This is a genomic window from Streptomyces anandii JCM 4720 (assembly GCF_014650655.1).
Lineage (GTDB): Bacteria > Actinomycetota > Actinomycetes > Streptomycetales > Streptomycetaceae > Streptomyces > Streptomyces anandii.
The window spans coordinates 1-12,591 of the sequence record NZ_BMVJ01000001.1 but is presented as its reverse complement, the minus strand read 5'-3'; the positions used below and the strand labels follow the sequence as shown (position 1 = coordinate 12,591).

The 12,591-nt window shown below is 71.7% G+C and carries 11 protein-coding genes and 1 pseudogene; 2 read left to right on the top strand and 10 right to left on the bottom strand.

The genetic code is table 11. The features are described from left to right. From IE249_RS35650 to IE249_RS00045, 5 genes and pseudogenes are all read right to left on the bottom strand, one after another. Positions 1 to 81: pseudogene (locus IE249_RS35650) on the bottom strand (ribosome silencing factor); the annotation flags it as partial. A 77-nt stretch (positions 82 to 158) separates the two neighbouring features. Next, the gene (locus IE249_RS00060; RefSeq protein WP_189702702.1) at positions 159 to 1,970 is read right to left on the bottom strand and encodes an LCP family protein; all 1,812 of its coding nucleotides are present in this window, start codon (positions 1,968 to 1,970) and stop codon (positions 159 to 161) included. Between the two features lie 16 nt (positions 1,971 to 1,986). Beyond that, positions 1,987 to 2,661: a nicotinate-nucleotide adenylyltransferase gene (gene nadD, locus IE249_RS00055; protein WP_189702701.1), complete on the bottom strand. Its 675-nt coding sequence runs from the start codon at positions 2,659 to 2,661 to the stop codon at positions 1,987 to 1,989. Positions 2,662 to 2,740: 79 nt separating this feature from the next. After that, positions 2,741 to 2,896: a hypothetical protein gene (locus tag IE249_RS00050; RefSeq protein ID WP_189702700.1), complete on the bottom strand. Its 156-nt coding sequence runs from the start codon at positions 2,894 to 2,896 to the stop codon at positions 2,741 to 2,743. 146 nt (positions 2,897 to 3,042) lie between these two features. Further along, entirely contained in the window at positions 3,043 to 3,207 is a 165-nt protein-coding gene (locus IE249_RS00045; protein WP_189702699.1) for a hypothetical protein, read from the bottom strand. 127 nt (positions 3,208 to 3,334) lie between these two features. Between IE249_RS00045 and IE249_RS00040 the strand changes: the two genes are divergently transcribed. Next, positions 3,335 to 4,495, top strand: coding sequence for a M48 family metallopeptidase (locus IE249_RS00040; RefSeq protein ID WP_189702698.1), 1,161 nt, complete (start codon positions 3,335 to 3,337; stop codon positions 4,493 to 4,495). Between the two features lie 46 nt (positions 4,496 to 4,541). Here IE249_RS00040 and IE249_RS00035 read toward each other — a convergent pair whose 3' ends face one another. The 5 genes from IE249_RS00035 to proB form a co-directional block, all read right to left on the bottom strand. Further along, positions 4,542 to 5,612, bottom strand: coding sequence for an SCO2583 family membrane protein (locus IE249_RS00035; protein ID WP_189702697.1), 1,071 nt, complete (start codon positions 5,610 to 5,612; stop codon positions 4,542 to 4,544). A 112-nt stretch (positions 5,613 to 5,724) separates the two neighbouring features. Then, positions 5,725 to 6,297 carry an SCO2584 family spore wall biosynthesis protein gene (locus tag IE249_RS00030; protein WP_373304309.1) on the bottom strand — a complete coding sequence of 191 codons (573 nt, stop codon included), beginning with the start codon at positions 6,295 to 6,297 and terminating at the stop codon, positions 5,725 to 5,727. Positions 6,298 to 6,400: 103 nt separating this feature from the next. Then, positions 6,401 to 7,687, bottom strand: coding sequence for a glutamate-5-semialdehyde dehydrogenase (locus IE249_RS00025; RefSeq protein WP_189702695.1), 1,287 nt, complete (start codon positions 7,685 to 7,687; stop codon positions 6,401 to 6,403). Between the two features lie 89 nt (positions 7,688 to 7,776). Further along, complete coding sequence (locus IE249_RS00020; RefSeq protein WP_189702694.1) at positions 7,777 to 8,205, bottom strand: DUF8830 family protein; 429 nt, start codon at positions 8,203 to 8,205, stop codon at positions 7,777 to 7,779. Positions 8,206 to 8,338: 133 nt separating this feature from the next. Further along, positions 8,339 to 9,466: a glutamate 5-kinase gene (gene proB / locus IE249_RS00015; RefSeq protein ID WP_189702693.1), complete on the bottom strand. Its 1,128-nt coding sequence runs from the start codon at positions 9,464 to 9,466 to the stop codon at positions 8,339 to 8,341. A 615-nt stretch (positions 9,467 to 10,081) separates the two neighbouring features. Here proB and IE249_RS00010 point away from each other — a divergent pair. Then, complete coding sequence (locus IE249_RS00010) at positions 10,082 to 12,394, top strand: bifunctional glycosyltransferase/CDP-glycerol:glycerophosphate glycerophosphotransferase (protein ID WP_189702692.1); 2,313 nt, start codon at positions 10,082 to 10,084, stop codon at positions 12,392 to 12,394. Positions 12,395 to 12,591: the final 197 nt, after the last annotated feature.

The following is a 12,591-nucleotide window of genomic DNA, read 5'->3' as shown; positions in this document are numbered from 1 at the left end:
GATGATGTCGTGCGCGAGCTTGTCGGCGGCCGCCTGCGCGGCGGTGTTGATGAGCTCGAGGGAACGGTCGGTCGCGGTCACTGCAGGGCTTTCCGTCGGCGGTCACTTGACACCAAGGGTCTCACGGACCGCCGACGGCACCCCACGTGATTACGGGATCACTGCCCTGACGCGGCCTTGTAGTCCTGTCCGAGGACGACCAGGACGTCGGCGTTGGAGGTCACCGTGCCCTTGGTCACACTGCTCGCGGGCAGCCCGAGGGTCTTGGCGACCTCGGTGGCGTTCTGCTTGTCCTTGGCGTCGGCGTACAGGACCTGGGACGCGGACCGGGCGGCCGGCGCCGTGCCCCCCTCCAGGAAGCTGAAGCCGCCGTTGAGCAGGACCACACGGGCCTTCTCGGTGTTGTCCTTGACGCCCGAGGCGTTCTGCACGGAGACGCGGACGGCGGAGCCCTGGTCGGGGCTCTTGGCGGTGCCGCCCAGGATGTCCTTGACCACGCTCGCGCTCGTCTGCGCGCTCAGCGTGCCGTCGCCCTGCACGGGCAGCAGCGCCGTCTTGTAGTCGCCGCCCTTGGCGAGGTCGGCGAGCTTGGCCAGGAAGGCGCCGAGGTCCTTGTCGGTGAGCGACGGGTCGAGGATCTGCGCGAGGGTCTGCACGGTGACCGTGGCGGCCTGCGGATCGCTGGAGATCTTGCGCAGCACGCCCTGCATCACCTGCCCGAACCGCTGCAGCTGGGCGTTCTGGGCCTCGCCGGGGGCGCGGTACGTGGCGTAGGCGACGGCCATCTTGCCGCTGAGGGTCTGGTCCTTGCCCCGGTGCACCAGGACCGCAGCGCCCTTCTTCTTGCCGTCCGGGTCGGGGACGTCCGCGTCGGTGTCGAGGTCGATGTTGCCGACCAGGTCGACGAGGTTCTGCAGGTAGGGGGTGTCCAGCCGCCAGGTGCCCTGGATGCTGGTGCCGAGGACGGTGTCGAGCTGGTCGCGGGTCCCGGAGGAGCCGTCGTCGCCGACCGACTTGGCCAGCGTGGTCGTGGTGCCGTCGTCGGCCGTCAGCGCCAGGGAGTTGGGCAGCAGGACGGTGGTGCCCTGCTTGGTGGTGGTGTTGTCCACGAGCAACGCCGTGGAGGTGCCGCCCTTGGCGGTGTTGTGCAGGTGCACGACGATCACGTCGCGCTTCTGGGCGCCCGCGGGGACGGCGGTGTCCGTCCGGCCGCCGGACGAGGACAGCCCGGGCAGCTTCCCGGCGTACCAGAGGTAGCCGACGCCGCCGGCCGCCACCAGCGCCAGCACGACGACCAGGGCGATGATCCGGCTGCGGGCGCGGCGCTTGGCCTCCTCGCGGCGCTCGGTGCGGTTCTCGGTGAACTTCAGCCAGTCGATGACGTCCTCGGAGTCGTCGGTGGGCTCCTCGACGAAGGCGAACTGGCCGGTGTGGTAGTCCCGTTCACCACCGTCCGCCCGTTCGGCGTCCTCCTCCGCCCGGCCGGCGCCGGCCGGGTCCGCCTCCGCGGGGCCGACCTGCTGGGGGATGTAGGCGGTCTGCTCGGCGAGCCGGGGCTGCTGTCCGCCCGCCCGCGTCTGCCGGCCGCCGCCCGCGTCCGTTCCGTAGGGGTCGTACGGCGCCGCCGTCGCCCCGCCGCCGGGCGCGCCGGGGTGGTAGGCGTCGTAGCCGCCGGTGCTGCCGTAGGGGTCGTAGGAGGGGGCCGCGGGCTGCTGACCGGTGTCGTAGCCGCCGTAGGAGTGCGGGCCGGGCTGCTGCTGCGTCCCGTGCGCGCCCTGGCCGCCCTGTGCGCTCTGCGGGCCGGTCGCGTACGGGTCGTAGCCGTAGCCCTGCTGCCGCCCGTACGCGTCGTACGTCTGCTGCGGGGTCTGCTGGGCCGGGATCTGCCGGTACACGGGGCGGCCGTACTCGTCGTAGCCGACGAGCTCGTACTCCTCGCTCCCGTATCCAGCGTCGTATCGGTCGTTCACCGGTGCCCCTCTCGGCTCACTCGCCGCGGTACAGCTCGCGCTTGTCGATGTAGCGCACGACCCCGTCCGGCACCATGTACCAGATGGGGTCCCCCTTGGCGACTCTCGCACGGCAGTCCGTGGAGGAGATGGCGAGGGCGGGGACCTCCACGAGGGATACACCGCCCTCGGGGAGGCCGGCGTCGCTGAGGTGGTGGCCGGGCCGGGTCACGCCGATGAAGTGCGCGAGGGAGAAGAGCTCCTCGGAGTCCCGCCAGGTGAGGATCTGGCCGAGGGCGTCGGCACCGGTGATGAAGAACAGGTCGGTGTCCGGGTTGAGCGCGCGCAGGTCGCGCAGGGTGTCCGCGGTGTACGTGGGGCCGCCGCGGTCGATGTCGATGCGGCTGACGGAGAACTGCGGGTTCTCGGCGGTCGCGATGACCGTCATCAGGTAGCGGTCCTCGGCCGGGGAGACGTGGCGGTGGCTCTTCTGCCAGGGCTGGCCGGTGGGGACGAAGACGACCTCGTCCAGGTCGAACTGCGCGGCGACCTCACTGGCCGCCACCAGGTGCCCGTGGTGGATCGGGTCGAACGTTCCGCCCATGACGCCGAGGCGGCGCCTGCCCGGCGCCGAGGGGCCCTGGCCGGGGCCGCCCGCGGAGTGGTTCACCGTGTCGCTCGCCGGACCGGTAGGCATGTCCTGCTCTCCCATGCGTGCAGACCCTACCGGCCCGGCCCGTGAGCTTTGGCCGACGCATCCCGGGCAGTGCCGGGGCGGGCCGCGGCGGGGCTCAGCGGTCGCGGTTGAAACGGGTGGTGATCCACAGCAGGATCAGCAGGATGGCGAGCGCGCAGCCGCCGGTGACCGCGGGGTTGAGGCTTTCGTGGTTGCCGCCCTCGGCCTCGGCGAGGTTGACCAACTGGGCAGCGGCGCTGTGGATGCTCATCTTCGGCAGAACCTATCCGGGTGTGGGCGGGACAAGACGTCGGCCCATCGTAAGCGGCGGGCTGTTCGCCCCTCACGCCGACTCCACCATTGGGGAACCACCGGGATCCCGCTGGGAAGCGGGATCCCGGGAACCTTCCGCGACGCTCAGTCGTCGTTCCGCTTGTAGCCGCGCAGCAGGAACCAGCCGGTGAGCACGCAGCCCAGGATCATGACGACCAGGACGACGCGCAGCAGGTCGCCCGATCCCTGGTGCCGGGCGGCGGCGCTCGCGGCCTCGGTCAGCCGGGCGGCTGCGGAATAGTGCTCCATGGCGTGGACTCCTTCGCTGTACTGCCCGTCCACGGTAACTCCGCCTAGGGTGGGGGCTGCTTCGGGGGCACTGGGCGAGACAGACGTACGTCACAGGCGTACGACACACACGTGCATGGGGGACCACATGTCCGACGACGGCCGTGAGCACAACGGGCACGAGCGGGTGCCGAGCCGGCAGCGCAGGCGCTTCCCGGGGATCTCCTCGCGGGCCTACGAGCACCCGGCCGACCGGTCCGCGCTGGTGGCCCTGCGCAAGCTGACCGGCTTCGACACGGTGTTCAAGGCCCTCAGCGGGCTGCTGCCCGAGCGCAGTCTCAGGCTGCTGTTCCTGTCCGACTCGGTGCGCGTCTCGGACCAGCAGTTCGCGCACCTCAACGACATGCTGCGGGACGCGTGCTACATCCTGGACCTGGAGAAGGTCCCGCCGATGTACGTGAACCAGGACCCGCAGCCCAACGCGATGTGCATCGGCCTGGACGAGCCGATCATCGTGGTCACCACCGGCCTGGTCGAGCTGCTCGACGAGGAGGAGATGCGGGCGGTCGTCGGCCACGAGGTGGGCCACGCCCTGTCCGGCCACGCGGTGTACCGCACGATCCTGCTGTTCCTGACCACGCTCGCCGTACGGGTGGCGTGGATACCGCTGGGCAACCTGGCGATCATGGCGATCGTCACGGCGCTGCGCGAGTGGTTCCGCAAGTCCGAGCTGTCCGCGGACCGGGCCGGTCTGCTGGCGGGCCAGGACCTGCAGGCCTCCATGCGGGGCCTGATGAAGCTGGCGGGCGGCAACCACCTGCACGAGATGAACGTGGACGCCTTCCTGGAGCAGGCCGACGAGTACGAGGCGGGGGGCGACCTGCGCGACTCCGTGCTCAAGATCCTCAACGTGCTGCCGCGCACCCACCCCTTCGCCACCGTGCGGGCGGCGGAGCTGAAGAAGTGGGCTGCCTCGCGGGACTACCAGCGGCTGATGGACGGGCACTACCCGCGCCGGGACGAGGACAAGGACGCCTCGGTGGGCGACTCCTTCCGCGAGTCGGCGGCGCACTACGCCAACCACGTCAAGACCTCCAAGGACCCGCTGATGAAGCTGGTCAGCGACCTGGCGGGCGGTGCGGGGGATATCGGCGGCCGGGTCCGCCGGGGCTTCAACGGCTTCACGGCCCCGGCCCCGCCGAAGGACGGCTCCGCGAAGGACGGTTCCCCCAAGGACGGCTCCACCGAGGACGGTTCGCCCAAGGACCGGCCTCCGACGGACACCCCGCCCTCCGACGAGACCGACTGAGCTCCGTCTGAGCCCGGACCGAGCCCGGACTGAGGTCCGACTGACCTCAGACGCTCGGCTGGGCGCCGGCGGCCAGGGTGCCGCACAGGGCCGTGGCACTGCCGGTGGCGTAGGGGTCGGTGGCCGGGGGGCCGCCCGCGCGGGCGGTCTGGCCGGCCAGGAGGGGGCGGAAGCGGCTCGCGGAGTCCCCGGCGCAGGAGAGGGGGCCGGCCTCGGCGTAGGAGGCGGTGAGCTGGACCTGGTGCAGCCGCAGGTCGTCCTCGCTGAAGCGGAAGCGCAGCTCGCGGCGGACGGTGAACAGCGAGGCGCGGGCCTTGGCGGCGGAGCCGGTCGGCTTGAGGGCGTAGACGAAGGTGTGGTCCGCGCTGACCTCGAGGGTCACGGGGTCGCTCTCGGCGGCCTCGAGGCTGCCCTGTACGCGGATCGCGCGGTCGGCCAGCTCGGCGCGGGCCGGATCGAAGCGCACCAGCCATCCGGTGGGCGTGTGCCGGCCGTCCGCGGCGGGATGCCCGAGGCTCTGGTCGAACTGGTCGAGCTGACCGGCGTCCAGCAGTGCGCGCACGGGGTTCACCTGACCGCCGGTGAGCACCTCCGGGTAGAGCGAGGAGGCGACTATGTAGTCCTTCGCGGCGGTCAGCGCGGCGACGACCTGGCTCTCGGAGAAGTGCGCGGTGCGCCGGACGGCGGGCAGCGGTATCCCCTCGGCGCCCACGTCGTAGTGGGCGGCGGGGCTGTGCGCGTAGAGGTACGCGGTGCCGGTGGCCCCGGGGACCTTGCCCGTGGGGACGAGCGGGACGACGGTCGCCCGCAGCGGTTCGACGGGCGGGCGGGCCTCGGGGGCCCGGTAGGGATTGCGTACGCCCATGTAGACGGCGGTGCCGAAGGCGAGGGCGATCAGCACCACGAGGATGAGCGCCTGCCGGGACAGGCCGCGGTGCGGCGGGGGTCTGCGCCGTACGGCGGGGGTGTGGTCGGTCATCCGCTCGTGCGCGGAGTACTCCTGGAGCCGGGCAGCGCGGACGAACGACTCGTCGAAGACGACGGATCGGTATTCGTCCTCCGCACCTCCGGGAGCGCCCTCGGGTGTCCCTTCAGGTGGGTCTCCAGGCCCTCCCATATCTTCAGGGTAGGTCTCGCGAAGCCCGGGTAAACGCCCCGCCGTACGCCAACTTCTGACAGGTTCTCACCAGTTCGGCCCCCCCTTCCGCGACCCGCTCGGCCACCGTCCCTCAGGGCGTGCGGGGGGCGGCCGAGACCGGCGGACGGGAGTAGTCGGCGGACGCTGAGGGGGCCGCGGCGCCGCCCTGCTCCAGTCCGGTGGAGGCGGGCGGCGGCACCTGGTCGCGGCTGCCCGAGGACCCGCCCCGGTAGACCGCGGCGAAGGCCAGCGCGACCATGCCGATGCCCATCACGAGGGCGAGCACCCAGGCCACGGGCCGGTGCCAGCGCACCTGCTTGCCGAAGGTGCCGAAGACGCCGTGGCGGCCGTCGAGGACCTCGGGGTCGTCCAGGTCGTCGAAGTCGTCGCCGGGGCCGAGGCCCGGGCGGTCGGGGCCGTACCCCTCGTCGTAGCGGTCGCGCCTGGTGCGGGCGCGGCGGGCCTCGGCCTCGGAGGCCTCGGCTCTGGCCTGCGCGGCGGCCAGGAGGCGCTCGACGGCGGTCGGCTCGTGGATCACGGCCGCGCGTACGAAGGCCTCGTCGAAGACCACGGAGGCGAACTCTTCGTCCGACACCCCGCGGTCGTGGTCGTCGTCGGGCTCCCAGCCGTCAGGGAACGGCGTGCCCCCCACGTCCTCCGGCACGGGTCCAGAGTAGACCTGGGGGGTCAATTTGGGCAGACGGTATGGAAATTCATCCGCCAGGTGAGACGCCGTTCCTGCCTCCGGCCGGCCGCGCCCGGCCCGCTCAGCGGCGGATGTGGCCGTCGCCGGTGAGGATGTACTTCGTGCTGGTCAGCTCGGGCAGGCCCATGGGCCCGCGGGCGTGCAGCTTCTGCGTGGAGATGCCGATCTCCGCACCGAAGCCGAACTGGCCGCCGTCCGTGAAGCGGGTGGAGGCGTTGACGGCCACCGTGGTGGAGTCGACCAGCTGGGTGAAGCGGCGGGCGGCCTGCTGCGAGGTGGTGACGATCGCCTCGGTGTGGCCCGAGCTCCACAGCCGGATGTGCGCGACGGCCTTGTCGAGGGAGTCGACGACGGCCGCGGCGATGTCGTGGGAGAGGTACTCGGTGTCCCAGTCCTCCGGGGTGGCCTCGACGACCGTGGCCTTGGAGCCCTTGGCGAAGGCCATGACCCGCTCGTCGGCGTGCACGGTCACCCCGGCCCCGGCGAGCGCGTCCAGGGCGCGCGGCAGGAAGTCGGCGGCGATGTCCTGGTGGACCAGCAGCGTCTCGGCGGCGTTGCACACGCTGGGCCGCTGCGCCTTGGAGTTGACCAGGATGTCGACGGCCATGTCGAGGTCGGCCTGCGCGTCGACGTAGACGTGGCAGTTGCCGGTGCCGGTCTCGATGACCGGGACGGTCGACTCGTTGACCACGGTGCGGATGAGGGAGGCGCCGCCGCGCGGGATCAGCACGTCGACCAGGCCGCGGGCGCGCATCAGCTCGCGCACGCTGTCGCGGCTCTCGCCGGGCACCAGCTGGACCGCGTCGGCGGGCAGCCCGGCTCCGCCGACCGCGTCGCGGATGACGCGGACCAGGGCGGTGTTGGACTCGTAGGCGGAGGCCGAACCGCGCAGCAGGACCGCGTTGCCCGACTTCAGGCAGAGGGCGGCCGCGTCCACGGTGACGTTGGGGCGGGCCTCGTAGATGATCCCGACCACGCCGAGCGGGACGCGGATCTGCCGCAGATCCATGCCGTTGGGCAGCGTGTTGCCGCGCACGACCTCGCCGACCGGGTCGGGCAGCGCCACCACGTCGCGCACGTCGGAGGCGATCGCGCGGACCCGCTCCGGGGTGAGCGTGAGCCGGTCGACGATGGCCTCGCTGGTGCCGGCCTCGCGGGCCTTGGCGACGTCCTTGGCGTTGGCCTCGACGATCTCGCCGGTGCGCACTTCGAGGGCGTCCGCGACGGCCAGCAGCGCGTCGTCCTTCTCGACGCGCGGCAGCGGCGCGAGGTCGGCGGCGGCGGCCTTGGCGCGGTAGGCGGCCCGGGCGACCGGGGACATCGAGTCGTACGGCGAGAGCGTGGTCATGAGGGAAGGGTAGTGCGCCGTACGGGCCGGTCCGGCGGATGTTCCACACCGCGAGACAGGACACAACCACGCACAAGGGACGGACGCGATCAGAAGGGGTGGACGCCGACCGGGGTGGCGGGCGGCGGGCCGTAGCCCTCGGCGAGGCGCTGGTGGTAGGTCGCGCGGTCGATGACCTCCAGGCCGACGATCTCCCACGGCGGGAGCTTGGCGCTCTGCCGGTGCTCGCCCCACAGGCGCAGCGCGACGGCGGCCGCGTCGTGCAGGTCGCGGGCCTCCTCCCAGTACCGGATCTCCGCGTGGTCGTCGGCGTAGCGGCTGGTCAGCAGGAAGGGGTGGTCGTGGGCGAGCTGCTCGAGGCCGCGCCGCACCTCGCTCAGCGGGGCCCGCGCCCCGGAGACGCTCAGGGTGATGTGCCAGAGCCGGGGCAGGTCCTTGGGCTCCTCGTAGCCGTCCCCGGCGGCGACGCTCGTCAGGCCACCGCGGGACGCCGCCGCCCCGGGGCGTACTCGTCTCACGACGGCCTCCTTCTCCCAGTGCTCGCGCGCCCATGTCCCTGAGTCAAAGTGGAGCAGGCCGCACGGCTCCGTGGGGCGGTTTTGCGGAACGTCCCCCACCTTCACGGCACGGGCGGACGGACGTTTCGGCCCATTACGGCTCCAGGATCACCAGGTCGTCCCTGTGTACGACCTCGCGTTCGTACGCCGGCCCCAGTTCGCGGGCGAGCTCGCGGGTGGAGCGGCCGATCAGCCGGGGGATCTCCTTGGCGTCGAAGTTGACGAGCCCGCGCGCCACCGCGCGGCCGGTCCCGTCACGCAGCTCGACCGGGTCGCCCGCGGTGAACTCGCCGTCGACGGCCGCGATCCCGGCCGGCAGCAGCGACTTGCGGCGGTCGACGACCGCTCGCACCGCCCCGTCGTCGAGGGTGAGGGAACCTCGCGGCGCGGAGGCGTGCTGGAGCCACAGCAGCCGGTCGGCGGAGCGCTTGCCGGTGGGGTGGAAGTAGGTGCCGGTGTCGGCGCCGGACAGCGCGTCGGCCGAGTGGACCGCGCTGGTGAGCACGACGGGGATGCCGGCGGCGGCCGCGATCCGGGCCGCCTCCACCTTGGTGACCATGCCGCCGGTGCCGACGCCGGCCTTGCCCGCGCTGCCGATGTCGACGTGCGCCAGGTCGGCGGGCCCCCGGACCTCCGCTATCCGGGAGGTGCCCGGCCGGCTGGGGTCGCCGTCGTAGACGCCGTCCACGTCGGAGAGCAGCACCAGCAGGTCGGCGCGGACCAGGTGGGCGACGAGGGCGGCGAGACGGTCGTTGTCGCCGAAGCGGATCTCGTCGGTGGCGACGGTGTCGTTCTCGTTGACGATCGGCAGGGCGCCCATCGCGAGCAGTTTGTCGAGGGTGCGGGAGGCGTTGCGGTGGTGGGCGCGGCGGCTGGTGTCGTCCCCGGTCAGCAGGATCTGGCCGACGCGGACGCCGTAGCGGGCGAAGGAGGCGGTGTAGCGGGCCACGAGCAGACCCTGGCCGACGCTCGCGGCGGCCTGCTGGCGGGCCAGGTCCCTGGGGCGGCGGCGCAGACCCAGCGGGGCGAGCCCGGCGGCGATGGCGCCGGAGGAGACCAGCACGACCTCCCGCTCTCCTCGGCCTCGGCACTTGGCCAGTACGTCCACCAGTGCGTCCACGCGGTCGGCGTCCAGTCCGCCCGCGGCGGTGGTCAGCGACGAGGAGCCCACCTTGACGACGATCCTGCGGGCCTCGCGCACGGCCTGCCTTGCCCCTGCCACCTTGCTGTCCGTCCCCTCTGCGTAGGTTCGCTGCCCGGCGACGAATCTACGCGAAGACGTTCACCGGGCGCCCGCCCGTCCGACCGGCGGGACGGCCCGCCGGAGCCGGGCGGCGGGCGAGAGGCATTTGCGGAAACAATCCGGGGGCGGAATTGGCGCGCAATTGTGGTCCGCTTTTGTTTCCGGGCATTACCGGTGGATAACGCGTTCGTGAACTTGAGAATTTCCGGCGACTTCCCGCCCGGCGCCCCCGGCGGGACCGCCGGGGCGAAGCCCCCGCCACGGGCGCCGGACCGGCGGGAGGGCGTCGCCGGACTGCAACACCTGTGTCACGGTTGTGGACCGGGGAGCGGCGGCGGTATGGGGCGAAACGCCCTCACCGCCGCGTACGGGAACCGGGGCGAACGCCCGACGGGGCGTCTGCCCAGCGCCTTTCACGCAGAGCGGCGTGCCATGTCGGTGCAGCGGGCAACGACTCTGCCCGGCTGCCGCACGAAGGCGTGCGCTACGCTTCTCCAAACGTTAACCTGCACTCCTTGTGCCTCTCGCGTCCCGCTCCGGCCCGCCGCCGCGGGACGCGGTCGAGTCTGACCACCCAGTCCAGGAGCCCCAAGCATGCCCGTCGCGAATGGAAGCGCTTCGCCGAAAATCAGCGTTGTGGTCCCCGTATTCAAAGTCCAGGGTTATCTGCGCGCGTGCTTGGATTCCATCCTGTCGCAGTCGTTCGGCGACTTCGAGATCGTGGCCGTCGACGACTGTTCGCCCGATGCCTGCGGCCGCATCCTCGACGAGTACGCCGCCCAGGACAGCCGCGTCATACCCGTGCACTTCGAGGAGAACAAGGGCATAGGCAAGGCGCGCGACGCCGGCGCGCTGCAGTCCCGCGGTGAGTACATCCTCTTCCTGGACAGCGACGACACCCTCGCCGAGGGCGCGCTGCAGGCGATAGCCGACCGCCTCCAGGCCACGGACGACCCGGACATCCTGCTCCTCAACCACGTCCGCACGTACTGGAACAACCGCGTCCAGGCGAGCGCGGCCGGCGAGATGCTCGCCGCGGCCGGCACGGACGTCTTCACGGCGCTGGAGCGCCCCGAGTACCTCAACATGTTCGCCGTGGTGTGGAACCGCGCCTACCGCCGCGCGTTCTACGTCGACGAGCACAACTTCACGTTCACCGACGGCATCTACGAGGATGCCCTCATGGTCTACAAGACCATGCTGACCGCCGAGCGCATCGCCGCCACCGACCACGTCTGCGTCGAGTACCGCCAGCGCCGCCAGGGCAACTCCATGCGCACCCCCGGGCGCAAGCACTTCGGCATCTTCCAGCAGTACGCGCGCCTCTTCGAGTTCCTCGACGAGCGCCCCCACCTGGAGCCGGTCCGGGCGCTGCTGTTCGAGCGCATGGCCAGCCACTTCCTGTTCACGCTGGCCCGCGAGGACCGCATCGTCCCCAAGGACCGGGCCGAGTTCTTCAAGCTGTCGGCCGCGCAGTACAAGCGGCTCAAGCCGCGCGGCTTCGTCGTCCCCGAGGGCTCCCAGGGCATCCGCTTCCAGCTCCTCGACCGCGGCTCCTACACCGCCTACGCGGCGGTGACGTACGCCACCAGCACCCGCCGTGATGTGATCCAGCGGGCCAGGAAGGCCAAGACCAAGCTCGGCAAGACGGCCTACAACCGGCTCTACCGGCTGCACCTGCGCCGCCCGGTCGACGAGAACCTCGCGGTCTACGCCGCCTACTGGAACCGCGGCGTGGCCTGCAACCCCGCGGCCATCTACCACAAGGCGAAGGAACTCGCGCCGAACGTACACGGCGTGTGGGTCGTCAAGCGCGACGCGGTGGACACCGTCCCCGCGGGTGTGGACTACGTCGTGGCGAACTCCCCTCGCTACTGGGAGGTCATGGCCCGCGCCAAGTACCTCATCAACAACGTCAACTTCCCGAACGACTTCGTGAAGCGCCCGGAGCAGGTGCACCTCCAGACCCATCACGGCACTCCACTCAAGCAGATGGGAATCGACCAGCAGAGGTTCCCCGCGGCCGCGAAAAACATGAGCTTCGGCAAGATGCTGGAGCGGGCCGACAAGTGGGACCTGAGCCTGACCTCCAACCAGCACTCCACCGAGATCTGGGAGCGGGTCTACCCCTGCGCCTTCGAGGCGGTCGAGTACGGCTACCCGCGCAACGACGTCTACTTCCGGGCCACCGCCGAGGACGTCCTGCGCATCCGCGGCGAGCTGGGCATCGAGGAGGGCAAGACCGCCGTCCTCTACTGCCCCACGGTGCGCGACTACCAGAAGGGCTATGTGCCCAGGATCGACCTGGAGCGCTTCTGCCGCGAACTCGGCCCGGACTACGTCGTCCTGGTCCGCACCCACTACTTCTACGGCGCCGACCCCGAGCTGGAGGCGCTGCAGGAGCGGGGCCTGATCAAGGACGTGTCGCGCTACCCGGTGGTGGAGGACCTGTGCCTCGCCGCCGACGCGCTGATCACGGACTACTCGTCGATCATGTTCGACTACGCCTGCCTGGACCGCCCGATCGTCACCTACGCGGACGACTGGGAGGTCTACAGCCGGGCCCGCGGCGTGTACTTCGACGTCCTCTCCGGGCAGCCGGGCGAGACCCCGGGCGCGACCGCGACCAGCGAGGACGAGCTCATCGAGGTGTTCCGTTCCGGCGCCTGGAACAGCGGCCGCGCGGCCGAGCTGCGGGCCGCCTTCCGGGAGCGGTTCGTGCAGTTCGACGACGGCCACGCCGCTGAGCGCGTGGTGCGCCGGCTGTTCCTCGGCCAGGAGCCGAGCCCCGCGGTGGTGCCGCTGGACGAGCGCACCCCGGCGCCCTCCCCGGCCGCGCTCAAGGCCCGAATCGTGCGGCAGCGCACCGGCGAGAGCGAGAACGAGCGCGGCCTGATCCAGGCCTGATCCCGTCTTCCGTCCGAGCGGCAGCGGACCGGTGCGCCGGTCCGCTGCCGCTCCGTCCCCAACGACGTCCCCTAGAGAGATCCACGCACACCATGGCCATGCGACTCACCAAGGCTGTCATCCCCGCGGCCGGTCTCGGTACCCGGTTCCTGCCGGCCACCAAGGCCACGCCCAAGGAGATGCTGCCGGTCGTGGAC